Here is a 24,937-nt window from a genome sequence, read left to right as displayed (position 1 = left end):
GCGTACGGACGACTCCGGCCTCATCCCTACGGAGGAGACCCGTACGCCTCCGGTCGGGGGCACACAAACCTTTCTGACGGCTCATCAGTATTGAATGTTCCGGGCCCCACGGCTACGTTCCGCGACACCACCGTCCGAGTCGAAGGGGTTGTCGCATGGCCGACGTCAGCGCGGAGGCGAGCATCGGGGCGCCCGTGGAGCGGGTCTGGGCGCGGCTCGTCGACTGGTCCTCGTACGGCGAGTGGAACACGACCCACACCGGCTTTCCCAAGGGCGGGCCGGAGCGCCTGGAAGTGGGCGGGACGTTCCAGGAGAACATGAGGCTCATGGGCTTCCCGGCGGAGGTCGAGTGGACCATCGACGCACTCGAACCCGCCCGGCTCCTGGCGATCCGCGGCAAGGGCCCGATGGCCGTCGACCTCGCCACCCGCTACACCCTCACACCGGACGGCGGCACCACCACGGTCCGCATCGACGGCCGCTTCACCGGTGCCGCCGTCTCCCTGATGTCGGCCAAGCTCAAGGACTCCGCCGCAACGGCCCTGAACGAGTCCCTGCGCAAGCTGAACACCCTGGTGACGTGAGCCCGAGTGACGCGAGTTCCAGTAACGCGACTTCCAGTGACGTGAACCCGGGGGCGCGCCCGAAACGCGGCAGAGCCCCCGCGGAGACACGCTCCACGAGGACCCTGCCACGCTCTACGACCCGCTAGTCGCCCTCGATCACCCGCCTCAACGACGGTCAGTCCTCGTCGGCGAGGATCAGGTACAGCTTCTTGCGGGCTTCGTTGATCACGGTCAGCGCCTTGTCGCGCTGGTCCTTGTTGCCGGTCTTCCAGACCTGGCCGAACGCCTCCATCAGACCGAAGCCGGCCGTCCGGATCTCGCTCAGCGCCTCCCAGTCGACCCCGCGCGAGGCCTCTTCCCAGGGGGCGTCGGAGCCCTCGTCGGCCGCGGTGCGACCGGCCTCGGTGAGGGAGAACAGCTTCTTGCCGCCCTCGGTCTCACTGACGATCAGCCCCTCGTCCTCCAGCAGTTGAAGGGTGGGGTACACCGAACCGGGGCTGGGCTTCCACGTCCCGCCACTGCGCTCGGCGATCTCCTGGATCATCTCGTAGCCGTGCATGGGCCGGTCCTTGAGAAGGGCCAGGATCGACGCGCGTACGTCACCCCGCCGCGCCCTTCCCCTGGGCCCCCCTCGACCGCGCCCACCCCAGGGGCCCGGACCGAAGGGCCCGAAACCACCGGGACCGCCGGGCCCACCGTGCCCCGGCCCGAAAGGCCCGAAGGCGGCACGCAGCGCCTCGACATCGACCCGCCCACGGGGGTGCCCCCCGCCGCGCCGCCCATGCCCACGCTCGAATCCATAGTCCTGTCCGTGCGAACGCATCGCCATCACTCCATTCCATCGTTGATCGATCGCGATGCCTCAACGATATATCGGAACGATTGGCATGACAACCCCCTGCCACCTGCCCCGCTGTCCTGCCTCACTAGATGAAGTTGCTGACGGCCCTGCCTGGCTGCCCCGGCCGGGACGGCTGATCCCCGTCGCTCAGCCGACCGGCGGTCCCGTCAGCGCGTGCGGCCGTACCGCCGGTTCGAGCAGCGACAAGGTCCGCTGCTCCGCGTCCAGGGCGACGCGGATGCCGACCGGCATCGGCAGATTGGGGCCGGCGTGTCCGAACTCGACGTTGCCCAGGACCGGGATGTCACGGTCGCCGAGGACGTCGAGGACGATCTCGGCCAGGGTCGGGGACGCGTCGGGCGCCCCGAGTCCGTCGATCGCGTGCGGGACGCCCACGACCATGCCGGAGATCCGATCGAGGATGCCGGAGTGCCGCAGCACCTGGAGATAGCTCCACACATGCGCTGCCTGGCCTCCCGCCTCCTCCCAGAACAGCACCGCGCCGTCGAACCATTCGAGCGGCAGCGCGTAGGGCGTCGCCTGCGCCAGCACGATGCGGTTGATCACTCCGCCGATCAGGCGGCCTTCGGTGCGACCGGCGCGCCAGCATTCCCACGTCGGGGTGGCCGGCAGCACGCCGATCGGCACCGTACCGGTCAGCAGCGTCGAGTAGAGCTTCTCAAGTTCCGCTTGGTGTGCTGCGGGCGCGCGCTGCCAGTGCCCACCGAGCCCAGGGGTGGCCAGGTCGGTATGGAAGCCGACCAGACCCGTGCGCGCGTAAAACACCAGATGCAACAGTGAGATGTCGCTGAAACCGAGGATCGGCTTGGGGTCGGCAGTGACCGCCTCGAAGTCGATCAGGTCGAGGTAACCGAGCGCCGTCTGGCCGCCGTCGTGCGCGATGATCGCACGCACCTCGGGATCACGGAGCAGTCCGTTGAACTCCTCGGCGATCTCCGCCGGCCGAGCCGCGCTCCACCAATGGTGCCGCCCGGCTTCGAGGAGCGGTGCCCGGCGCACACGGAATCCCATCCGCTCCAGCACGACCACTGCCCGCGAGAGGTCGGGCTCGTGAGCGGCGTGGAGCGGCCCGGACAGCGATGCGACGACAACGAGATCTCCAGGATTCAGGGCACGAGGTCGCAGCAGGTGAGGCAGCGCGGAACGGATCATCGACGCAGTATCCCGGCACGTGCGACGACACGCTACGCATATACCGATCGACGCCCAGCGGGTCCGGCCGACCCCCGAGTCGAGGCGGGCGCGTCCCCGCACAGAGCCCAGACGCGCATCCACCCGCACAGTGCCCGGACCCGCGTCACCGCCGTCGCTGATCCACATGCCCTCCTCCGCAGGCGGGCTTAGCGTTCTGCGTATGCGCGTCGGGTGTTGCCCCGGATGACCGGGGGCGCGGAGCGGCCGGGTGTGGTCGATCCGCTCGATGAGGCCCTCGCGGCGGCCGTGCGCCGCACGGGTGCCCGGTCGGGGTGCGTCTATCTGCTGGACCCGGCCGAAGCGGCGGTCCGTCTGATCGCCCTGTGCGGCCTGCCCGTCGACGCCTTCACACCGTGGTGGCGAGCCTCTTTCGCCCTGCACGGCCCGACCCAGGACGCGATACGCGACGAGCGGCTCATCTGGGTAAGTTCCCAGGAGGAGCTGGCCCGCGTGTACCCGCGCGCGGCGGCGAGCATCCCGTACAGGATCGCGTTCGCGGTCGTTCCGCTGCGGGAGGCCCGGCACTGCCGTGGCGCGCTGCTGCTGATCTGGTCCCCCGACCGTTCCCCGCAGCTCAGCCATCAGGAGCGCGGGCACATCGCGGCCGGCGCCCGGCGTATCGCCGACGTACTGAACGCGGGTGCCTTCCCTCCGGTCATCCCGGACCGGCCCCGCTTCGTCCGCCCCCATCGCGGCGACCCGGGACCACGGTCCGGCCTCGCGGCGGCGGACCTGGTGGAACGCCTTCCGGTCGGCACGCTCGCCCTCGACCCCGGCGGAGGGGTCACCTTCGCGAACTCCGCCGCCGGCCGCCTGTTGGGCCTACCGGTGGAGCAGCTGATGGGCACCCGTCCGTGGGAGTCGTTGCCGTGGCTCGACAACCTCGCGTACATGGACGCGTACCGCACCGCTCTCAGCAGTCGCGAGCCCGCCGCCCTGAGCGTCCTGCGCCCACCGGACCAGTGGCTCGACCTGCGTCTTCACACCGACGACAGCGGCACCAGCGTCCTCATCACCCCCGACCGCTCCCCCAGGCCCCTCGACACCCGGCCCGCCTCCGCCGGTGCCCCGCCCGACAGCCGTATCCATCTGCTGATGGGCCTGGCCGCCGCACTCACCGAAACCGTCGGCGTCCAGGACGTCGTCGATCTCGTCGCCGACCAGATCCTGCCCGCCTTCGGCGCCCACGGCATGATCATGTCCACCGCCGACGCCGGCCGGATACGGATCATCGGTTACCGCGGCTACGACCCCGCCGTCATCGACTGGTTCGACGGTCTGCCCGCCGACGCCGATCTGACGCCGGCCGGCCGCGCCATGGCCACCGGCGCCGTCTCGTTCTTCGCCGACCGCGACGAGATGGCCCGCCTCTATCCCAAGGCGCCGCAGATCAGCGACAAGTACGCATGGGCGTTCCTGCCCCTGCTCAGCTCGGGGCACCCCATCGGCTGTCTCCTCCTCGCCTACGACCACCCGCATCCCTTCACGGCCGCCGAGCGGTCCATCCTGACGCCGCTCGCCGCGCTGATCGCCCAGGCCCTGGACCGCGCCCGTCTCTACGACGCCAAGCACAACCTCGCCCACGCCCTCCAGCAGACGCTGCTGCCGCACGCCCTGCCCACCTTGACGGGACTCGACGTCGCGGCCCGCTATCTCCCCGCCAGCCACGGCATGGACATCGGCGGCGACTTCTACGACCTCATCCGTCTCACCGACACCACCGCGGCGGCGGTCATCGGAGACGTACAGGGCCACGACATGACGGCGGCCGCCCTCATGGGCCAGGTCCGGATGGCCGTCCACTCCCACGCCACGGCCGGAGCCACCGCCGACCAGGTCCTCACCCGCACCAACCGCGACCTCGCCGACCTCAACGCCAGCCGCTTCGTGACCTGCCTCTACGCCCACCTCGACCTGACCGACCACCGGGTGACCCTCACCAGCGCCGGCCACCCGCCCCCGCTGCTCTGCCAACCCGACCGCAGGGCCCACCCGGTCGAGATCCGCCCCGGCCCGCCCCTCGGCCTCGGCATCGGAACCCCCCGCTACGCGCCCACCACCCTGCCCCTGCCCCCGAACACACTCCTCGCCCTCTACACCGACGGCCTCGTGGAAAGCCCCGGCACCGACATCACCCGCACCCTCGCCGCCCTCGCCCACCACCTGGACACCGCACGCCGCCTCCCCCTGCACCAACTCGCGAACAGCCTCATCCACCGCACCCACAACGCCAACCACCACACAGACGACATCGCCCTGCTTCTGCTGCACGTCGACTGAGCGAAGACGGAAAAACCCCACACGGCGATGACTATTCACAGCGCCCCCGGTCCACCCATGCAGAAGACAGCAGAAGACAAGGGCTCGCCGGGAGCCCTTCGAGCACCGGGAGATACGGATGAGCACCGTCGTCATGCACAACGTCGTGTCCGTGGACGGCTTCATCGCCGACGAGAACGACCAGGTCGGCCCCCTGTTCGACTGGTACGCCAACGGCGATGTCACCCTCGGCGCATACGCCAAGGTCTCCCGGACCTCGGCCGACTACGTCGGACCGATGCTGGCGAGCATCGGGACGCTGGTGGTCGGCCGCCATGTGTTCGACATGACCAACGGCTGGGAGGGCAAGCCGCCCGCGGGCGAGCACATCGTCGTGGTGTCGCACCGGCCCAAGCCCGAGGGCTGGCACCCGGAGGCCCCGTACCACTTCGTCGACGACGTGACCCGGGCCATCGCGAAGGCCAAGGAACTCGCCGGGGACCGCACCGTCGGCGTCGCGGCGGGCGACATGGGCGGCCAGGCGTTCGCCCTGGGCCTGGTGGACGAGGTGGCGATGGACGTCGTCCCGGTGGTCTTCGGCAGGGGCAAGCGGTACTTCGGCTCGACCGACGCCCAGCATCTGCTGGAGGACCCCCACACGGTGATCCAGGGCGACCGCGTGCTGCACCTGCGCTACCGGGTCCGCCGGTGAGGGGCCAGGCCATTCCAGGCCCCAAAACCAGTCCAGACACCCGGAATTGGCCTTGGCCCGCCCTGCCACCCCGCGCCTAACGTCGTCCCATGCGCATTCGTATCGTCGACGCCTTCACCGACCGCCCCTTCTCCGGCAACCCGGCCGGAGTCCTCCTCCTCGACTCGTTCCCGGACGACGCCTGGCTGCAGAACGTGGCCATGGAGGTCAACCACGCCGAGACCGCGTTCGCCCACCCCCTCCCCGAGGGCGGCGAGGGCGAGTGGGCGCTGCGCTGGTTCACCCCGGTCGCCGAGGTGGCGATGTGCGGCCATGCCACCCTGGCCACCGCACATGTCCTCACGACCACGGGCGCCCACGAGGGCCCGGTACGGTTCGCCACCCGCAGCGGAGTCCTCGTCGCCACGCCCCACCCGGACGGCGCCCTCACCCTGGACTTCCCGACCGCGCCCCTCACCCCGGTCGCCCTCCCGGAGGGCGTCGCCGAGGCTCTGGGCGCCGAGCCGCTCGCCGCGTTCGACACGGGCCCGAACGTGGGCGACCTGCTGCTCGAACTGGCCGACGAGAAGACGATCCTCGGCCTCAGCCCCGACCACCGCTCCCTCGGCCGCTTCTCCGAACGCGGCATCATCGCCACCGCCCGGTCCGCCGATCCCACCGCCGGCCACGACTACGTCTCCCGCTGCTTCTTCCCGAACGTCGGCATCGACGAGGACCCGGTCACCGGCAGCGCCCACACCGCCCTCGCGCCCTTCTGGTCCGAGCGCCTCGGCAGCCCCACCCTCACCGGCCTCCAGGCCTCGCGCCGCTCGGGCCACGTCCACACCGAACTCCGCGGCGACCGCACCCTGTTGACCGGCCGCGCGGTCACGGTCATCGAGGGCGACCTGCTCACCCGGTAGGCAGCCAGCCCACCTTCCCGGCCAGCAGCCCGTATCCCACGAACGCCCCGATGTCGAGCAGCGAGTGGGCCACCACCAGCGGGCCCACCCGCCCCCACCGCCGGTACAGATACACGAACACCACGCCCATCACCATGTTCCCGACGAACCCGCCGATCCCCTGGTACAGGTGGTACGACCCGCGCAGCACCGAACTGGCCGCCAGCGACTTCTCCGGCGACCACCCCAACTGCTGGAGCCGACGCAGCAGATACCCGACCACGATCACCTCTTCCAGGATCGCGTTCTGGATCGCGGAGAGAACCAGCACCGGGTACTTCCACCAGACCTCGGGCAACGCCTCCGGCACCACCGTGAGGTTGAAGCCGAGCCCCCGGGCCGCCAGATAGAAGGCGATGCCCGTACTGCCGATCACCGCGGCGATCACGGCCCCGCGCCCGAGGTCGGGCCACGGCTTCGTACGGTCGAAGCCCAGCGTCCGCAGCCCCGCGCCCTCACGCAGCAGGAAGTGCGCGACCAGCGCGACGGGTACCAGCGCGGTCGTGATCCCGAAGAGCTGCCACGCCAGGTCCAGCCAGGGCCGGCCCGGCGCGGCCGAGGCGTTCATGGTGGCCGCCTGGTCCTTCAGCCCGCCCGGTTTGGTGACCGAGCCGATAAAGCTGATCAGCGCGGAGACCCCGCTCGCACCGAGCGACAGCGCCAGTACGAGCAGCGTCTCGTCCCGCAGAATCCGCCGCCCCGGCCGCTCCCACGGCACAGCCCCGTCCACCGACTCCGCCTGCCCCTGCACCCGTGCCTCCAGTAGTCCGACCCCGCCGGGGCACCATCATCACCCGCGACGCCAGGGATCTTTCCGGCGGTGTGCGTGCGAGGCCCCAGTGCGATTACGGAACGGCTCAGGGCACAGCTCACCCTCACCCCATCGGCACCGGCTCCGGCAGCCCCACCGGCCAGGTGTGCACCGGGTCCCCGGAGTGCATCAGCTCGCTGTAGCGACGCGTGGTGGCGGCCAGCGCGGCATCCCGTCCGAGCCCCTTGGACAGCGCCCGATGGAACGTTTCGACCTGCCAGGACGCCCCATTGACCCGACGCCGGCAGCGCTCCTCGATCACCCCGAGATAGAAGTCCCGGTCGACCGGCTCGACACCCCACGCGTCCAGCCCCGCCTCCGCGAGAGGCAACAGCTCGTCGCGTACGAGCTGCACCGCGTCCACCGGCGTCACCCCGCCGTAGCGGCCGCGCGGCCACCGCAGCCGCGCGTCGATACCGTGCCGGCACGCCTCGTCGAAGTTCGCGGCGGCCACCTCGAACGGCATCCGGGTCCACACCGGCCGCGACTCGTCGGCGAGGGAGCGTACGACACCGTAGTAGAAGGCCGCGTTGGCGATCACGTCCGTGATGGTGGGCCCGGCGGGCAGCACCCGGTTCTCCACCCGCAGATGCGGCACCCCGTCGGCGATGCCGTAGACGGGCCGGTTCCAGCGGTACACCGTGCCGTTGTGCAAGGTCAGCTCGGCGAGCGAGGGCACCCGCCCCTCGTCGAGGACGGCGATCGGGTCCTCGTCGTCGCAGATGGGCAGCAGCGCCGGGAAGAACCGCAGATTCTCCTCGAAGAGGTCGTACGCCGAGGAGATCCACCGCTCGCCGAACCAGGTACGCGGCCGTACGCCCTGCGCCTGCAGCTCGGGCGGCCGGGTGTCCGTGGACTGCTGGAACAGCGGGGGCCGCGACTCCCGCCACAGCTCGTGCCCGAACAGGAACGGTGAGTTGGCGCCGATGGCGATCTGCGCGGCGGTGACCGCCTGGGCCGCGTTCCACACATCGGCGAACCGGGCCGGCGTGACCTGGAGATGCAGCTGCACGGAGGTGCACGCGGCCTCGGGCGCGATCGACTTGGAGGTGCAGACGAGCCGCTCCACGCCGTCGATGTCGAGGGTGAAGTCCTCACCCCGGGCGGCGACGATCGAATCGTTGAGAAGCGTGTAACGGTCGTTGTCGGAGAGGTTCGAGGAGACCAGATCGTCACGGTCGAGTGTGGGCAGAATGCCGATCATCACTATGGCGGCGTCCACCTCGCCCGCCTTCCGGTCGGCATACGCCAGGGAGGTACGCAGCTCCTCGGAAAGCCGGTCGAAAACCCTCCCCCCGAGCCGATGTGGGGCGATGTTCACTTCCAGATTGAACATGGCGAGTTCTGTTTGGAAATCTCGGCTCGCAATCCGCTCCAGTACTTGCGCATTCATCATTCTCGGCAGACCGTCGGCCCCGACGAGGTTCAGCTCGATCTCGACGCCCATGAGGTTCTTGGGGCGGTCGAATCGCTTCTCCGCCAGCAACCGCGCCAGCCCCTCCAGGCACTGCCGCAGTTTGTCGCGGTAGAGCTGCCGGTCGGACAGGCCGAAGGGCCCCGCTACGACCTTCTCCCCCATCGAAGTGTCCCTCCTCGGATGGGCAGGCCGATGAGCCGGCCACTGCTGTCCCGGGTCCACGGTTGATGATGCCCAGGCAGAGCCGTCGATAACGCCCCGCGCGCGACCTGCCCACGCTAGGCTGAGCGCGGTCTCCTTCGACGATATTCACTCGGCGTGCGTCTGGCACATTCACCGGGCAAGAATGAGCATGCGCTTTCTACCCGTCAGGCTTTCGTGAAAAGCGCCGACGAGAACCGGCCGACCGCCACGGCACGACAATCCGAGGTCACCGACCGACACCGCTCGGTAATCGGGAGGAATACCGCACTTCGGCGACCGGATACCGCCTTGCTCTTCATATCCAGGACAGCTAGACGAAACGCCATCTGAACACGTGTCGTATAAACTCCGCAATCGAGGCTGAGAGTCGGCACTCGCGGTCCTCGGTCCTGCCGTCTGCCACGCGCGGCGGACCATCTCCCACGCATCCGGACCCCGGGCACCCGTCTCTCCGATCCCCGAGAGCTGACAGCGTCGTCCGCCCCCGCCCTCGCGCCACCGTGCCTGTCGAATGAGAGGCGACCCACCATGCCGCTGCATGTCCCCCCGGCTCCCGCGCCCGCCCTGCGCACCGTCCTCACGGCACTCGGTTCCCCCACCGCCGTCCGCGAGGCGCGAACACCGTCCCTGAAGAACGCCCAGGGGCCCACGTGCCCCGAACTCCCGCTGCCCGTCCATGTCCTCGACCGGATCACCCCCGAGGGCGCGGGCACCACACGCCTCACCGGCTGGCGCTTCCTGATCAGCAGCGACGACCGCCATGTGGCCGCCGCCGAGACCCGGCTGATGCCCGACGGATGGGCCTTCTCCCACTTCTTCGAGGGCCCGTACATCACCTCCACCGAGCGCGCCCTGCGCCAGGCCGAGCTGATGCCCCAGCCCTACCAGCCGCGCCTGCTGTCGGTGCCCGAGCTGTACATGCTCACGCTCTGGCTGCACGCCGACCACACCGCCGACGGCGCCACCGGCCACCCGGCGCCGACCGACCTGCTGGTGCCGCTGGCGCCGGCCCCGCCCGGTATCGCGGCCCATCGCCCGCACCGGGTCGCCGACCTCCTGCCGGTACTGACCACCCGGCTGACCCCGGCCCCGCTCCTCGGCTCGCCCGCCTGAACCCGCCCAAGCCCCACCTGACCCACCTGGGCCCGCCCGAGTTCAGGACCGCTTTCCTCATTCGTACCGCCCTCGTACCCCGCCGCCGATATACCGGTGGCGGGGTACTCGTTCACCACCGACAAGATATTCCGCTCTTCCGCGCGGCAATACGCTCGGACGAGCAGGAAAATGGGCGTCTCCCCGCCGGACTAGCCCCATCCGACCACGGGGAACCACCCGAAAGGACAGCGCGGTTCCGATGAACCGTCCGCGTCGGCGAAGCGTCATCAACCTGTGAGAAGCGGTGCCGCGAAATCCCTGCGGATTGACGCCCGTGGGGCAAGACTGGGACCGGACCGAATCATCACCACGGGGGCGGCCATGAACGGGGCTTCAAGCCACAGGACAGACAAAACACCCACCGACCACACGACAGAGCGAAAGATCCCACCAACCATGTGCCAGCACCAGCCACCTTGCCCGACAGCCGAATCCGCCGACAGGGAAGGCGCCCGACTCATGGCGCACCACCCCGAGCAGGGCTGGAGCCTGCTCTGCAACGGCGTTCTGCTCTTCGAGGACACCGGTGAGCTCCTGCCGGACGGCCAGATCATCGCCCCCCACCGTCCGGTGGGCACCGTGATGACGGCCGCCTGAGCCGCACGTCCCGAGCACAGAGGGCGCGCGCCCGCGCCGACGACGGCGCCCGCCCGGAACACATGAGGGGCCGGCCGGAGAAGCACTCTCCGCACCGGCCCCGACGCGTATCAGCGGGTGACTACTCTTCGTAGGCGTCCAGCGGCGGGCAGGAACAGACCAGGTTCCGATCGCCGAAGGCCTGGTCGATCCGGCGCACCGGCGGCCAGTACTTGTCGGCGGGCACGACCCCGGCCGGGAACACGGCCTCCCTGCGGCCGTACGCGTGCTCCCACTCCCCGCCGAGCGCGGCGGCGGTGTGCGGAGCGTTCCGCAGCGGATTGTCGTCGGCGGGCCACTCCCCCGACCCGACCTTCTCGATCTCCGCCCGGATCGCGATCATCGCCTCGCAGAACCGATCCAGCTCGGCGAGGTCCTCCGACTCCGTCGGCTCGATCATCAGCGTCCCCGCCACCGGGAACGACATCGTCGGCGCGTGGAAGCCGTAGTCGATCAACCGCTTGGCGATGTCGTCCACGCTCACCCCGGTCGCCTTGGTCAGCGGCCGCAGATCGACGATGCACTCGTGCGCGACGAGCCCGCCCGGCCCCGTGTACAGCACGGGGTAGTGCGGCTCCAGCCGCTTGGCGATGTAGTTGGCGCTGAGCACCGCCACCTGGGTGGCCCGCTTGAGCCCCTCCCCGCCCATGAGCCGCACATACGCCCACGAGATCGGCAGTATGCCCGCCGACCCCCAGGGCGCCGCCGAGATCGGCCCCACACCCGTCTCGGGCCCGGCGGCGGGCTGCAGCGGATGGTTCGGCAGATGGGGCGCCAGATGCGCACGCACCGCCACCGGCCCGACACCCGGGCCACCGCCACCGTGCGGAATGCAGAACGTCTTGTGCAGATTCAGATGCGAGACGTCCCCACCGAAGCGCCCCGGCTTGGCGAGCCCCACCAGCGCGTTGAGGTTGGCCCCGTCGACATACACCTGCCCGCCGGCGTCGTGCACCTGAGCGCAGATGTCGGCGACGTGCTCCTCGAAGACACCGTGCGTCGACGGGTACGTGATCATCAGCACCGCCAGCTCGTCACGGTACTGCTCGATCTTCGCCCGCAGATCCTCGACGTCGATCTCACCGTCCTCGGCGGTCCTCACGACGACGACCTTCATCCCGGCCATGACGGCACTGGCGGCGTTCGTCCCGTGCGCGGACGACGGAATGAGACACACCGTCCGCTGCTCGTCCCCGCCCGCCCGGTGGTACCCGCGTACGGCCAGCAGCCCCGCCAGCTCCCCCTGCGATCCGGCGTTCGGCTGGAGGCTGACCTTGTCGTACCCGGTGACCTCGGCCAGCCGCTCCTCCAGCTCATGGATGAGCGTGAGATAGCCCTGAGCCTGCTCGGCGGGCGCGAACGGGTGCAGCTGCCCGAACTCGGGCCACGTCACCGGCTCCATCTCGGTGGTCGCGTTGAGCTTCATCGTGCAGGAGCCGAGCGGGATCATGCCCCGGTCCAGTGCGTAGTCCCGGTCGGCGAGCCGCCGCAGATACCGCAGCATCGCGGTCTCGGACCGGTGCTGATGGAACACCGGGTGCGTGAGATACGCGTCGCCCCGCAGCAGCCCCTCCGGCAGCACGTCCCCGGCAGCCGCATCGAGCGCCTCGACATCGCCGTCCACCCCGAACGCGCCCCATACGGCAGCGAGCTGCGCCCGCGTGGTGGTCTCGTCACAGGAAATCGACACCGAATCGCCGTCGACGAGGTGCAGATTCACGCCGTTCTCCCGAGCCGCCGCCACGACCTCGGCAGCGCGCCCCGGCACCCGCACGGTCACCGTGTCGAAGTAGGCACCGTGCACCACCTCGACCCCGCCCGCGGTGAGACCGGCGGCCAGGACGGAGGCGTACCGATGGGTACGCCGGGCGATGGTGCGCAGCCCCTCGGGCCCGTGGTACACCGCGTACATCCCCGCCATGACCGCCAGCAGCACCTGAGCCGTGCAGATATTGCTGGTCGCCTTCTCCCGGCGGATGTGCTGCTCCCGCGTCTGCAGGGCGAGCCGGTACGCCTTGTGTCCGTCCGCGTCCACGGACACCCCGACGAGCCGCCCGGGCAGGGAACGCGCGAACTTCTCGTGCACGGCCATGTAACCGGCGTGCGGCCCGCCGAAGCCCATCGGCACCCCGAACCGCTGCGTCGTCCCGACCGCGATGTCGGCGCCCAGTTCCCCGGGCGAGGTCAGCAATGTCAGCGCGAGCAGATCAGCGGCGACGGTGACGAGAGCCCCCAGCCCGTGTGCCTGCTCGACGACGGGCTTGAGGTCCCGCACGGCCCCGGAGGCGCCGGGGTACTGGAGCAGCACCCCGTTGATCTCACGTGCGGCGATGTCCTCAGGAATCCCGTCGGTCAGATCCGCGACGACCACCTCGACCCCGGTCGGCTCGGCCCGCGTCCGAAGCACGGCCACGGTCTGCGGAAAGGTATCCGCATCGACGAGGAAGAGCCCCTTCTTGTTCTTCCCCATCCGCCGCGACAGGGCCATGGCCTCGGCGGCGGCCGTCCCCTCGTCGAGCAACGAGGCACCGGAGGTCGGCAGCCCCGTCAGATCCGCGACCATGGTCTGGAAATTCAGCAGCGCCTCTAGTCGCCCCTGGGAAATCTCGGGCTGATACGGCGTGTACGCCGTATACCAAGCGGGGTTCTCCATCACATTCCGCAGGATGACGGGCGGAGTGAACGTCCCGTAGTACCCGAGCCCGATCATCGACCCGACGACCTGATTGCGATCGGCGAGCGCCCGCAACTCGGCGAGCACCTCGGCCTCGGTCCGCGCCCCCGGCAGCTCCAGGGCCTCGGCGTTCTTGATCACATCCGGTACGGCCGCGGCCGTCAGCTCGTCGAGCGAGCCGTACCCGACCTGCGCGAGCATCTTGGCCCGGGCCTCGACATCGGGCCCGATGTGACGCCGTTCGAACGGAATCCCCTGTTCGAGATCTGTGAGCGGAATGTGTTGACCGGTCATTGCGGAGGCCTCCTGGTCCGACGACCTTCGAGGGGCACCACGGGACGGGTGCCCGGACGGCCTCCCCCTCTGTCATCTCGACCTGAGAGCTTCACCGGCCCGGGTACGGACCGGCTTTCACCGTCGGTGAGAGCGGAAACCGTCGACACCCGCTCTGCTTTCCAGAGTGACCTCGTCCGTGCGGTACGTGAGCCTGAGAGATTCCGGGGAGGATTTGCTCCTTCGGCGCCTCCGGATGGTGTCCGGAGAACTCTCCCGCACGGGGTCAGCAGCCGCTGCCAGCGTATCAGCGGGCGCAACGCACGGTCTTCGAGTGGCCCCTCACCGCGATGTGCCTTTTCGTAGTGGTAGGCGATGAGTGATGACTCGCGAATCCTCTGCGACCACTTGGAGGGCCCGTGCAGACCGACATCGATCCGCGCAATCTGATCGGCCGCAAGGCGTTCGACCGCAAGGGCACCAAGATCGGTACGGTCGACGAGGTCTATCTGGACGACGCCACCGGCACGCCCGAGTGGGCCGCGATACGCATGGGCCTCTTCGGCCGCGATGCCTTCGTCCCCCTGGAGCCCAGCGAACTCGTCGAGGGCACCCTCCACGTCCCCTTCGACCGCGCCCTCATCAAGGACGCCCCCGACTTCGGAGTGGGCCGCCATCTCTCCCCCGAACAGGAACTCCAGCTCTACCACCACTACGGCCTGGACACAGCCCCGCCCCCGCCCCCGGACCACGACTTCGGCCATATCTCGGACCAGGAAACCCCCTGACCCGACCCCCACCCGGCCCTCAGCCCGCCGCCCCCGACTCCAGCTTCGGCCCCACGCCATCCGATATCAGCGGCAACGGCTCGGCCGGCTCCAGATCGGGGTCGTCCACCCGAAACGTCCGCACCCTCCCCGGCTCGGACCCCGGCGTCTCGAACCGCACGGTCACCCGCCCGAGCCCGCTCCCCTGCACCCACCCGTGCCCGTACTCGGCATGCCGCACATCGTTCCCGGCCCGCCACTGCCGCTCGACGGGCCCGCTCTCCTCCACCACGACCTCCTCCACCGTCTCCTCCTCGACGAGATCCGGCTCCCCCGCGGCCTGGGCGAACAGATCCTCCTGCGTGTAGTCGGCGAGCCCACTCACCCCGACCCCCAGCAGCCGCACCCCACCGGTCGTGTCCACGGCCTCCAGCAGCCGCCCCGCCGCCTCCCGCACCACCGCGGGATCGTCGGTCGGCCCCCGCAACGTCTCGGACCGCGTCAGCGTCGAGAAATCGAACCGCCGCACCTTCAGCACGATGGTCCGCCCCGACAGCCCGGCCCCCCTCAGCCGCCGTACACACCGATCGGCCAGCCGCCGCACCTCCATCCGCACCCGCACCCGGTCATGGATGTCCACGTCATATGTGTCCTCCACCGACACGGACTTCGTGTCCCGCTCGGCCACCACGGCCCGGTCGTCCCGCGCCAGCGCCATCGCGTACAGCCCATGCCCATGGGCCTTCCCCAACAGCCGTACGACCTCGTCCTCCCCCGCCTCCGCGATCTCCTCGACCGTGGTGATCCCGGCCCGCCGCAGATGATCCCCGGTCGCCGGCCCCACCCCCGGCAGAATCCGCACCGACATCGGCCCCAGCAACGCCCCCTCGGTCCCCGGCTCGATCAGCACCAGCCCATCGGGCTTCGCCTGCTCCGACGCGATCTTCGCGAGCATCTTCGAAGCCGCGAGCCCCACGGAACCCGTCAGCCCGGTCACCGCCCGGATATCGGCGCGCAGCTTCACCCCGGTCAGCCGCGCCGACTCCTCGTCCCAGGCCGCTCCCCCGGCCTCCAGATCCACGAACGCCTCATCGAGGCTCAACGGCTCCACCAGCGGCGACAACGCCCGCAGCAGCCCCATGACCTGGTCGCTGATGGCCCGATAGAACGTGAAGCGCGGCGTGAGATACGCGGCGTTCGGCGCGAGCCGCCGCGCCTGCGCCATGGGCATGGCCGAGTGCACACCGAACACCCGGGCCTCGTACGACGCGGTGGCCACCACACCGCGCGGACCGAGCCCACCCACGATGACGGCCTTGCCGCGCAGGCTCGGCTTGGATGCCTGCTCCGCCGAGGCGTAGAAGGCATCCATGTCGAGATGCAGGATCGTGGGCGTGGTTCTCACATCTCCGATGCTGCCCTACGCCACTGACAACGCCCCACCAGAGCCGCCTCGGCGCTCCCTGGCTTCAGCCTCAAACCGGGTGAGGTGCCCTCACACGGCCCGGTGCGGCCTCACACCGCCCGGTTGCGCCTACGCGCCAGCTCATCCGCCGGGTTGTGCCCGACCAGCGTCTCCCCGGTGTCCACCCGCTCTCCGTGCAACTGCGAGAGAGCGCTTTCCACATCACGCCAAACGACCCCGACAGCGATCCCGAAGATCCCCTGTCCGCCTTGCAGCAACGCGTGAACCTCGTCCGGCGATGTGCACTCATACACAGTGGCGCCATCGCTCATCAACGTCATCCGCTCAAGATCGCTGAACCCCTGCTCCCGGAGGTGCTGGACAGCCGTGCGAATGTTCTGCAGGGACACGCCCGTGTCGAGGAACCGTTTCACGATCTTCAGGACGACGACGTCCCGGAAGCTGTAGAGGCGCTGCGTCCCCGACCCATGGGCGGGCCGCACGCTCGGCTCCACGAGCCCGGTGCGGGCCCAGTAGTCGAGCTGCCGATAGGTGATGCCGGCCGCCGCACACGCGGTGGGGCCCCGGTAGCCGATGTTCTCGTGCGGCTCGGGGGCCGCCTGCGTACCGTCCTGTACGGCCATGGGCCGCTGTGGGACTTGACCGGCCGCGCCGCCGCGATGGGGGTATCCCCCGCTCGGGTGAAGCCGAGAGCTGTAGGGAGGGTACGGGCCGCTCTCCCCCAGACCGCGTCCGGGGGCACCCCCAGCCGTCGTACCGTCGCCGCTGCTTCTCACGCCGACCTCCGTCCTTGACCTGCCTTCTCGACGGTAGGCAGCCATCAGGGGTGCGTCAACGACCATCGCACTCGCCACGCCGAGTGATAATCACCCTGAGAGTGGTTTCCCGTGCCCTTCCGCGGGGAAAGGCTAGCCGAATGCTCAGCGCCGGACCCGCCCGGCACCACCCTGGTCCGGGCGACCGAAGCAACGGCACATGGGCGCACTCAACGGGCTCACGGCCCCGCACCCCGCGCGATCCCGCGCACCGGCGTCACTGGCTGTTGGTGCCGAAGTCCTCGGGCGAGATCTGGTCGAGGAACTCGCGGAACTTCTCCACCTCGTCCTCCTGCTCGTCCGGGATGGCGATACCCGCGTCATCGAGCACACCGTCACTGCCGAAGATCGGCGTACCGGTCCGCAGCGCCAGCGCTATGGCGTCGGACGGCCGCGCGCTGACCTCGACCCCACTGGCGAACACCAGCTCCGCGTAGAAGACGCCCTCACGCAGGTCGGTGATGCGCACTTCCGTGAGCTCCTGGCCGACGGCCTCCAGCACGTCCTTGAACAGATCGTGGGTCAGCGGTCGCGCGGGGGCCATGCCCTGCTGGGCGAAAGCGATCGCCGTCGCCTCCCCTGGGCCGATCCAGATGGGGAGGTAACGGTCGCCTCCCACTTCACGCAGGAGCACGATCGGCTGGTTGGAGGGCATTTCGACCCGGACACCTACGACATCGAGCTCGTTCACACAGCAACCCTAGGCCGTGCTCGGGATGTTTGGGTAGTCGGGCACAGATCGGCCGACCGATCCGCCACAGGCGAACACCCCGCTTCAGCGAAGCCGTACACCCAGCGCGCTCTGCACCAGCGCGGCATGCAGCTTGACCGTGAGCCCCGCCAGCTCCCTGGCACGCTCCTCCGCATGCGCTCTGGTCTGCGGATTGCGATGGCGCCGCAGCGGGGCGACGACCTGGTCGACGAGGCCCGCCTCACGGTCGGCGGCGGCCCTCATCACCCGCAGATGCCTGGGCTCGATGCCGAACCGTCCCAGTTCCACCACCAGTGTGGCGACGGTGAGGACCTCCGCGTCGTACGAGCCGTCCGCCAGCGGCGTCACAAGCCCGTACGACTCCCACTCGGCCAGCTGCTCCTCGTCGATCGCGGCGCCGGCGAGCAGCTCGGAGCGCCCGATCCTGGCGACCGCGGGCTCCTCGGGCTCCCCCAGGAGGTCGCTCAGGCGCTCCCCGTCGCCGATGTCGCGCTGACGGCCGACGGACGGCAGCCGTACGTCCTCACCGCGCTCCAGGGCCTCCAGATGCTCGCGGATCACCTTGAGCGGCAGATAGTGGTCCCGCTGCATCCTCAGGACATGGCCGAGGCGCTCGACGTCCTCGGGGCTGAACTTGCGATACCCCGAGGGGGTCCGCTGCGGCTCGATGAGCCCTTCCGACTCCAGGAAGCGGATCTTGGAGATCGTGACTTCGGGGAACTCCTCGCGCAGCGCGGTCAGCACCGTGCCGATGCTCATCAGGCCACTGTCCGCGGCGGCGGTGCCGTGGTCGGCACCACCGCTCGTTGTTCGAAGCATGGACCTTCCCTGGGGTCCCCCGGACGCGGTCCGGGGAGGGTCAGTAGCCCCGCTGGCTCGCGTAGAAGACCAGCCGGTACTTGCCGATCTGCACCTCGTCGCCGTTGTGCAGGGCGACCTGGTCGATGCGCTCGCGGTTGACGTACGTGCCGTTCAGGCTGCCGACGTCGGCGACCGTGAAGGAGCCGTCCTGGCCGCGGCGGAACTCCACGTGACGACGTGAGACGGTCACGTCGTCGAGGAAGATGTCGCTCTGCGGGTGGCGGCCGGCCGTGGTCAGGTCGCTGTCCAGCAGGAAGCGGCTGCCGGCGTTCGGTCCTCGGCGGACGACCAGGAGCGCCGAGCCGAGCGGCAGCGCGTCGACGGCGGCCTGTGCCTCGGGGGAGAGCGAGGGCAGCTGGGTCTGGCCGGTGACCTCGGAGTCGTAGGCCTCCAGGCCGGAGATGGAGATCGTGGAGGTCGTCTCGGACGGACGCTCGGGGACCGCGCCGGCCCTCAGCGGAGCACCGCAGTTCGAGCAGAAGCGGCTGTTCTCCGCGTTGCGGTTACCGCACCTCGTACACACCAGGGCCGACATCGACGGGTCCTCCGGAGCATTGGACGCATAGGGGCCGGAGGCAAACCCTCCACCCGGACTTGAGGTTGACGGGTCTGTGAAACCTATGCGGCCGGACTGTGCGGGGTCAACAGACGGCACGCCCTGACCTCCGGAAATGTCACCGCCCGGACCAGCGACCTGGTCCCGGAACAGCGGGCGGTCACCGCCCTGGCCCTCCGCCTCCGAAGGCTGCGCGCGATGACGGGAGGTCGCGTTGTCGCTACCCTCTCGCGCGCTCTTGCCGAACAACTTCGCAAACAACTTCACGGGCGATTCCCCTTGACCGAAACAGACCCGCCCGTGGGGCAGGACGAACCCTGACTGACCTCACTGGCCGACCCGGACATCCTCACAACGTCCGTCTCCACCAGACAGTTTCCACCACGCACCACCCATTCGATGCGCCGACCCCCCGCAACCTCATGCCCTCGCCGGACGGTCCCCATGCACCTGCGGTTCACTGGGAGGACGACCGAGCGTAGTCAGGCTGCTTCGCAGCCCGCAAGGCGTCCACGTCGATCTTGTCCGCCCGCTCCACGGTCACGGTGGCCTGCTCCTTCTCCAGTGTCTGCACCACGCCTCCGGGGATGTTCAGTGCGGGTTCGAGGTCCTGCGGATTGCCGATGACCTTGAAACGAAAAGGCTGGGTGATCTTGTTCCCATCAACGCTGATTCCATCCCCGGAATCGGTCAGATAGGTGCTGGCGACGACGCGTACGCCGTTCACCTGGATCGCCTCCGCGCCGGCCGCGCGCAGCTCCTGGATCGCGTCGAGCAGCATGTCAGCCTCGACCGTTCCCTTCGTGTCGTTGATCGTCAGCGTGATGCCGGGTCCCTGCGCGGCCACCGTGCCCGCCAGAATGCCGAGTTGTCGCTCCTTCTCGACCGTCTGCTTGCGCGCCTCCTCGGCCTGATCCGAGCTGTTCTCCAACTCGGTGCGCTGATCTTCGAGACCCTGCTTCTCCTCCTCCAGACGCTGAGTACGGTCATCCAGTTCATCGAGGATGCGTACGAGATCTTCCTGACGTGCCCCGCGCAGCGCGCTGTCGTCGTTGTTGGAGGCCACCTGGATGGCCAGACCGAAGCCGAGGCCGAACAGCAGGGCTGCCACGGTGAGTTGGGCCCGCGTGAAGCGCGGCGGCCACAGCCCCTGGGCCAGCCGCTGCCGTCCGGTGAGGCCGCTCTTCGTCTCCGGCTCGGTCTCGGCGGGCTCCACGGGGGCCGTGGCCGGCACCTCCTCGGGGAGTTCCCGGCGCAGCCGGGTCGTCGGGGTGTCGTCCTCTCCCCCGCCGCTCCCCCGGCTCTTCTTCGCGGTCTCGTCCAGCTCGCTCATCGGCCTCACGCCCGGAAGACATGCCGGCGAATCGCCGCGGCGTTGGAGAAGATCCGGATACCGAGCACGACCACGACGCCCGTGGACAGCTGGGCGCCGACACCCAACTTGTCGCCCAGGAAAACGATCAGGGCGGCCACGACCACGTTCGACAGGAACGACACCACGAAGACCTTGTCGTCGAAGATGCCGTCCAGCATCGCGCGCAGACCACCGAACACGGCATCGAGCGCCGCCACGACGGCGATGGGGAGATACGGCTCGACCACCGCCGGCACCTCGGGCCGGACCAACAGTCCGGCCACCACTCCCAGGACGAGGCCCAGTACGGCGATCACGATGTGCCCTTCTCTGTGCTCGGTTCTGCTGTACGTACGATCACACTCGGCGCGGCGGGCACCGTGACATCGTCCTCGGTGGAGATGGCCGTCCGAATGCCGAAGTTCTCCTGCAGCGCGTGCAGGTACAGCCCGTCGGGGCTGTTCTGGAACCTGGTGCTCAACCTTTGCCCGTCCCCCACGGCCAGAACCGTGTAGGGAGGCGCCAGCGGCTTGTTGTCGACCAGTATCGCGTCGCCCGCGGCCCTGATCGCCGACAGCGCGGTCAGCCGCTGCCCGTTGATCGAGACCGCCTCGGCGCCCGACTCCCACAGCCCGTTGACGACCCGCTGCATATCGCGGTCGCGCACGCGTCCGGTGTCGGAGAACCCCGAGGTCTCGCGTGCGTCACCGTCACCGCCTCGGGTGGCGCCCTTGGCGTCGTTGACGACGAGCTTCACCCCGGGACCGTGCACCTCGACGGCGCCCGACAGGATGCCCACGAGTTCGCCCTGCTCGCTCCCGCCGCCGTCCTTGAGCGCCTCGCGCTGCCGGGCACTCACATCGTCCCGGAGCCCGTCGACGGTGTTCTCCAGCTCGTCGGCGGCGGCTGTCTCCCGCTGGATGCGGTCGATGAGCTCCTCGCGCTCCTTGGCGACCACAGGAGCGCTGATACGCGCCTCCGCCGCGCCCACCGTCACCACGAGCGCGGCCAGCACCAGCCCGGCCGCGAGCCCCAGCTTCGCCCGCACCGTCTTCGGCATGCCCTCGACACCCTCGGCCTTCCGACGGGCGGCGGCCTCGGCGTATCCGTCGTCGAGGCTGTGGTCCATGACGTTGGTGAGCAGCGACATGGAGGCGTCCGGACGCGACGCGCGCGTGGGTGTGCTCCGAACGGGGGGCTGCTGCGGCATGCCGCACATCGTCGCACGTCGCGACCGCTACCTCCGAATGGCCCCACCGACGTGCCGGACAGGCCCCGTTGGGGGCACTTGTCCGGCACGCGCGCGTGCGAGGGGTTTCAGCGTCCGGCGCTGTCCACGACCGCCGACCACTCATCGAGCAGGGCCTGCGCCGAGGCGTCGTCGGGCCCCTCGGCCCACAGATGCGTGACGGCCTCCGCCGGGTCCGGCAGGACCATCACCCACCGCCCGTCGGTCTCCACGACCCGTACACCGTCGGTGGTGTCGACAAAGCGATCCCCAGCCGCCTCCACGACCCGACGCATCACAAGCCCCTTGACGGCCCACGGGGTCGCGAGGTCCCGCTTCAGCACATGCGCCCGCGGAATCCGCGCGTCGATCTGGCTGAGCGTGAGCTGCGTCCGCGCCACCAGTCCGATGAGCCGTACGAAGGCCGCCGTCCCGTCGAAGACACTGCTGAACTCCGGGACGATGAACCCACCGCGCCCGTCACCACCGAAGATCGTCGTCTCGTCCCTGCCGACCCGGGTCAGGTCGTCAGGCGAGGTGGTCGTCCAGTCGACCTGAGTGCCGTGGTACGCCGCGACCTGCTCGGCGATGCGAGTGGTGGTGACCGGCAGCGCCACCCGCCCGCTCCGCCGCTCCGCGGCCACCAGGTCGAGCATCACCAGCAGGGCCCGGTCGTCCTCGACGATCCGCCCCTTCTCGTCCACGAGCGACAGCCGCTCACCGACGGGATCGAACCGCACACCGAACGCGGCCCGCGACGACGCCACGATCTCACCGAGCCGCACCAGCCCCTTCCGCCGCATATCAGCCGTCTCGGTCGGCCTGGACTCGTCGAGTCCGGCATTGATCGTCAGCGAATCGACGCCCAACTTGCCGAGCAGACTGGGCAGTACGAGCCCCGCACTGCCGTTGGAGGCATCCACGACGACCTTGAGCCCCGACTCGGCGATCCCGGTGGTGTCGACGTTCCGCAGCAACGATCCGGTGTACGAGTCGAACACGCTGGCCGGGAAGTGCAGGTCCCCGATCTCACCGGGGAACGCACGCCGGTATTCCTGCCGTGCGAACACCCGATCCAGCTTGCGCTGCCCGCCCTGCGAGAGATCCGCTCCCTGCCCGTCGAAGAACATGATGTCGACGGAATCAGGAACCCCGGGCGTGGTCCGGATCATGATCCCGCCGGCACTGCCCCGAGCGGTCTGCTGCCGAGCCACCGGCAGCGGTACGTTCTCCAGGTCCCGTACGTCGATGGCGCTGGCCTGGAGCGCCGAGATCACCGCTCTCTTCAGAGCACGCGCGCCTCGGGAGTGATCCCGGGCGGTGGTGACGGTGGAGCCCTTCTTGAGCGTCGTCGCATACGCCCCCGCCAGCCGCACGGCCAGCTCGGGAGTGATCTCCACATTGAGGATTCCTGACACACCACGAGCCCCGAAGAGATGCGCCTGCCCCCGGGACTCCCAGATCACCGAGGTGTTGACGAAGGCGCCGGCCTCGATCGTCTTGAAGGGATAGACCCTGACGTTCCCCTGGATGATCGATTCCTCGCCGACGAGGCACTCGTCACCGATCACGGCACCGTCCTCGATACGTGCCGCACGCATGATGTCGGTGTTCTTTCCGACCACACAGCCACGTAGATTGCTGTGCTGCCCGATGTAGACGTTGTCGTGGACAACGGCCTTGTGTAGAAAGGCCCCGCTCTTCACGACGACATTCGAGCCCACGACGGTGTGCTCACGGATTTCGACGCCGGCTTCGACCTTGGCGTAGTCCCCGATGTAGAGGGGCCCGCGCAGTACGGCGTCGGGATGCACCTCGGCGCCTTCGGCGATCCATACTCCGGGCGACAGCTCGAACCCGTCGAGTTCGACGTCGACCTTGCCCTCCAGGACGTCGGCCTGCGCCTTCACATAGCTCTCGTGGGTACCGACGTCCTCCCAGTAGCCCTCGGCGACATAGCCGTAGATCGGCTTGCCCTCCTTCATGAGCTGTGGGAAGACATCGCCGGACCAGTCGACGGGCACATCGGGCTCGACATAGTCGAAGACTTCGGGCTCCATCACATAGATGCCCGTGTTCACGGTGTCCGAGAAGACCTGCCCCCAGGTCGGCTTCTCCAGGAACCGCTCGACCTTGCCCTCTTCATCGACGATCGTGATACCGAATTCCAAGGGGTTCGGCACCCGGGTCAGACAGACGGTGACCAGTGCACCCTTTTCCTTGTGGAAATTGATGAGCTCGGTGAGGTCGAAGTCGGTCAGGGCATCGCCGGAGATGACGAGGAAAGCGTCGTCCTTCAGTGCTTCCTCGGCGTTCTTGACGCTCCCGGCGGTACCGAGTGGCTTCTCCTCATTGGCATAGGTGAGCTCCATTCCGAGCTCCTCGCCGTCACCGAAGTAGTTCTTGACGAGTGACGCCAAGAACTGGACAGTCACGACGGTCTCATTGAGCCCATGCCTTTTGAGCAACCGCAGAACGTGCTCCATGATCGGCCGGTTGGCCACCGGCAGGAGCGGCTTGGGCATGCTCGAGGTCATAGGGCGAAGGCGTGTGCCTTCACCTCCGGCCATCACGACGGCCTTCATGTCGGAAGCGTCCTCCTTGAAGAGACGACGGTCTAGCCGACTTCACCCGTCCAGATTGTCCCGCACTTTTCCGACGCGGGCCATCGAGCCACTACGGCCGCCTCACCGGGCGGGCTCAATCGGCCATGGCGTCCGCACTGACAAGTCGGCGGACCTGAACCACGTAGAGGATTCCTGCCCACCAGTACAGCGTTGTACCCCATCCGGCGAACGCCCATCCGAAAATAGCAGCGAGTGACGAGATCCATCCACTTCCGTCACTGAGCAAGAGCAACGGGAAGGCATACATCAAGTTGAACGTGGCCGCCTTCCCAAGGAAGTTCACCTGCGGCGGCGGATAGCCGTGCCGTCTGAGGATGCCCACCATCACCAGCAGAACCAACTCCCGCAAGAGCAGTACAGACGTCAACCAAATTGGCAGAATCTCACGCCAGGTGAGACCCACCAAAGTCGACAGAATGTAGAGCCGGTCGGCCGCGGGATCGAGGAGCCGGCCAAGGCTGCTGACCTGGTTCCAGCGCCTGGCCAACTTGCCGTCCAGATAGTCACTGACGCCGCTCAGAGCCAGCACCAGGAGCGCCCAGCCGTCGACCTTGGGGCCGCCGAACTCGGGCCAGAGAATCAGCCACAGGAAGACGGGCACGCCAACGAGCCGCGCCATGCTGAGGATGTTCGGGATGGTGAGGACCCGGTCCGTCTGGACCCGGGTCTCCTGGACCTCCACCCGGGGGCCTCCTGTGCGAAATGAGCCAACGATGCCCCCTGACCCTACCTCAACGCAAAAAAGCTCTGGCTCCTGGGCAGGATTGCCCAAGAGCCAGAGCTGTAAAAGGAGTTCGGCGGCGTCCTACTCTCCCACAGGGTCCCCCCTGCAGTACCATCGGCGCTATGAGGCTTAGCTTCCGGGTTCGGAATGTAACCGGGCGTTT

At 69.0% G+C, this 24,937-nt stretch carries 22 protein-coding genes, 1 rRNA gene and 1 riboswitch; of the genes, 7 read left to right on the top strand and 16 right to left on the bottom strand.

All coding sequences use genetic code 11. The annotated features are described in order from the left end of the window. The first annotated feature begins 155 nt into the window (after nt 1-155). Nucleotides 156-584 carry a type II toxin-antitoxin system Rv0910 family toxin gene (locus ACWD4G_RS41075; RefSeq protein ID WP_451303014.1) on the top strand — a complete coding sequence of 143 codons (429 nt, stop codon included), beginning with the start codon at nt 156-158 and terminating at the stop codon, nt 582-584. 157 nt (nt 585-741) lie between these two features. Here ACWD4G_RS41075 and ACWD4G_RS41070 read toward each other — a convergent pair whose 3' ends face one another. Together ACWD4G_RS41070 and ACWD4G_RS41065 are read right to left on the bottom strand one after the other, a co-directional pair. Continuing rightward, entirely contained in the window at nt 742-1,389 is a 648-nt protein-coding gene (locus ACWD4G_RS41070) for a PadR family transcriptional regulator (protein ID WP_451303012.1), read from the bottom strand. Between the two features lie 165 nt (nt 1,390-1,554). Next, complete coding sequence (locus ACWD4G_RS41065; RefSeq protein ID WP_451303010.1) at nt 1,555-2,580, bottom strand: S66 peptidase family protein; 1,026 nt, start codon at nt 2,578-2,580, stop codon at nt 1,555-1,557. Between the two features lie 225 nt (nt 2,581-2,805). Between ACWD4G_RS41065 and ACWD4G_RS41060 the strand changes: the two genes are divergently transcribed. The 3 genes from ACWD4G_RS41060 (at nt 2,806) to ACWD4G_RS41050 (ending at nt 6,495) form a co-directional block, all read left to right on the top strand. Beyond that, on the top strand, nt 2,806-4,902 hold the full coding sequence (locus ACWD4G_RS41060; protein WP_451303008.1) for a SpoIIE family protein phosphatase: 2,097 nt from the start codon (nt 2,806-2,808) through the stop codon (nt 4,900-4,902). A gap of 118 nt (nt 4,903-5,020) precedes the next feature. Continuing rightward, nucleotides 5,021-5,593, top strand: a complete 573-nt coding sequence (locus ACWD4G_RS41055) for a dihydrofolate reductase family protein (protein ID WP_451303006.1) — start codon at nt 5,021-5,023, stop codon at nt 5,591-5,593. An 89-nt stretch (nt 5,594-5,682) separates the two neighbouring features. Beyond that, on the top strand, nt 5,683-6,495 hold the full coding sequence (locus ACWD4G_RS41050; protein WP_451303005.1) for a PhzF family phenazine biosynthesis protein: 813 nt from the start codon (nt 5,683-5,685) through the stop codon (nt 6,493-6,495). Here the strand turns inward: ACWD4G_RS41050 and ACWD4G_RS41045 are convergent. After that, the gene (locus ACWD4G_RS41045) at nt 6,485-7,285 is read right to left on the bottom strand and encodes a CPBP family intramembrane glutamic endopeptidase (protein ID WP_451303003.1); all 801 of its coding nucleotides are present in this window, start codon (nt 7,283-7,285) and stop codon (nt 6,485-6,487) included. The genes ACWD4G_RS41050 and ACWD4G_RS41045 overlap by 11 nt on opposite strands. 124 nt (nt 7,286-7,409) lie before the next feature. Continuing rightward, nucleotides 7,410-8,924 (bottom strand): glutamate--cysteine ligase, encoded by a 1,515-nt coding sequence (locus ACWD4G_RS41040; RefSeq protein WP_451303001.1) that lies wholly within the window; start codon nt 8,922-8,924, stop codon nt 7,410-7,412. 570 nt (nt 8,925-9,494) lie between these two features. Between ACWD4G_RS41040 and ACWD4G_RS41035 the strand changes: the two genes are divergently transcribed. After that, nucleotides 9,495-10,079, top strand: coding sequence for a hypothetical protein (locus ACWD4G_RS41035; RefSeq protein WP_451302999.1), 585 nt, complete (start codon nt 9,495-9,497; stop codon nt 10,077-10,079). 438 nt (nt 10,080-10,517) lie between these two features. Continuing rightward, nucleotides 10,518-10,718 (top strand): DUF5999 family protein, encoded by a 201-nt coding sequence (locus ACWD4G_RS41030; protein ID WP_451302997.1) that lies wholly within the window; start codon nt 10,518-10,520, stop codon nt 10,716-10,718. Nucleotides 10,719-10,839: 121 nt separating this feature from the next. Here ACWD4G_RS41030 and gcvP read toward each other — a convergent pair whose 3' ends face one another. Next, on the bottom strand, nt 10,840-13,725 hold the full coding sequence (gcvP, locus tag ACWD4G_RS41025; protein ID WP_451302995.1) for an aminomethyl-transferring glycine dehydrogenase: 2,886 nt from the start codon (nt 13,723-13,725) through the stop codon (nt 10,840-10,842). Nucleotides 13,726-13,896: 171 nt separating this feature from the next. Beyond that, nucleotides 13,897-13,993, bottom strand: a riboswitch (glycine riboswitch). A 130-nt stretch (nt 13,994-14,123) separates the two neighbouring features. On the opposite strand from gcvP, the gene ACWD4G_RS41020 reads away from it, so the two are divergent. After that, nucleotides 14,124-14,492 (top strand): PRC-barrel domain-containing protein, encoded by a 369-nt coding sequence (locus ACWD4G_RS41020; RefSeq protein ID WP_451302993.1) that lies wholly within the window; start codon nt 14,124-14,126, stop codon nt 14,490-14,492. Nucleotides 14,493-14,511: 19 nt separating this feature from the next. Here the strand turns inward: ACWD4G_RS41020 and ACWD4G_RS41015 are convergent, their stop codons facing one another. From ACWD4G_RS41015 to rrf, 11 genes are all read right to left on the bottom strand, one after another. Beyond that, nucleotides 14,512-15,876, bottom strand: coding sequence for a DNA polymerase IV (locus tag ACWD4G_RS41015; protein WP_451302991.1), 1,365 nt, complete (start codon nt 15,874-15,876; stop codon nt 14,512-14,514). A 110-nt stretch (nt 15,877-15,986) separates the two neighbouring features. Beyond that, on the bottom strand, nt 15,987-16,673 hold the full coding sequence (locus tag ACWD4G_RS41010; RefSeq protein WP_451302989.1) for a MerR family transcriptional regulator: 687 nt from the start codon (nt 16,671-16,673) through the stop codon (nt 15,987-15,989). Nucleotides 16,674-16,929: 256 nt separating this feature from the next. Further along, nucleotides 16,930-17,403 (bottom strand): bifunctional nuclease family protein, encoded by a 474-nt coding sequence (locus ACWD4G_RS41005; RefSeq protein WP_005475662.1) that lies wholly within the window; start codon nt 17,401-17,403, stop codon nt 16,930-16,932. 84 nt (nt 17,404-17,487) lie between these two features. Then, nucleotides 17,488-18,243: a transcriptional regulator FtsR gene (gene ftsR, locus ACWD4G_RS41000; protein ID WP_451302987.1), complete on the bottom strand. Its 756-nt coding sequence runs from the start codon at nt 18,241-18,243 to the stop codon at nt 17,488-17,490. Nucleotides 18,244-18,283: 40 nt separating this feature from the next. Further along, the gene (locus ACWD4G_RS40995) at nt 18,284-19,150 is read right to left on the bottom strand and encodes an FHA domain-containing protein (protein WP_451303084.1); all 867 of its coding nucleotides are present in this window, start codon (nt 19,148-19,150) and stop codon (nt 18,284-18,286) included. A gap of 148 nt (nt 19,151-19,298) precedes the next feature. Continuing rightward, complete coding sequence (locus ACWD4G_RS40990; protein ID WP_451302985.1) at nt 19,299-20,174, bottom strand: DUF881 domain-containing protein; 876 nt, start codon at nt 20,172-20,174, stop codon at nt 19,299-19,301. A gap of 5 nt (nt 20,175-20,179) precedes the next feature. Then, nucleotides 20,180-20,512, bottom strand: a complete 333-nt coding sequence (locus ACWD4G_RS40985; protein WP_009343209.1) for a small basic family protein — start codon at nt 20,510-20,512, stop codon at nt 20,180-20,182. Beyond that, nucleotides 20,509-21,414, bottom strand: coding sequence for a DUF881 domain-containing protein (locus tag ACWD4G_RS40980; RefSeq protein WP_451302983.1), 906 nt, complete (start codon nt 21,412-21,414; stop codon nt 20,509-20,511). The genes ACWD4G_RS40985 and ACWD4G_RS40980 overlap by 4 nt, the downstream gene beginning before the upstream one ends. Before the next feature lie 98 nt (nt 21,415-21,512). After that, the gene (locus tag ACWD4G_RS40975) at nt 21,513-24,008 is read right to left on the bottom strand and encodes a sugar phosphate nucleotidyltransferase (protein ID WP_451302981.1); all 2,496 of its coding nucleotides are present in this window, start codon (nt 24,006-24,008) and stop codon (nt 21,513-21,515) included. A gap of 115 nt (nt 24,009-24,123) precedes the next feature. Then, a complete protein-coding gene (locus ACWD4G_RS40970; protein ID WP_451302979.1) occupies nt 24,124-24,732 on the bottom strand; it encodes a CDP-alcohol phosphatidyltransferase family protein in 609 nt (202 codons plus the stop codon). 110 nt (nt 24,733-24,842) lie between these two features. Then, nucleotides 24,843-24,937, bottom strand: a 5S ribosomal RNA gene (rrf, locus tag ACWD4G_RS40965); the annotation flags it as partial.

The sequence above is a fragment of the Streptomyces sp. NPDC002643 genome (genome assembly GCF_053592555.1).
Note: the sequence above shows the minus strand (reverse complement) of the source record. Positions and strands in the feature narration are given on the sequence as shown.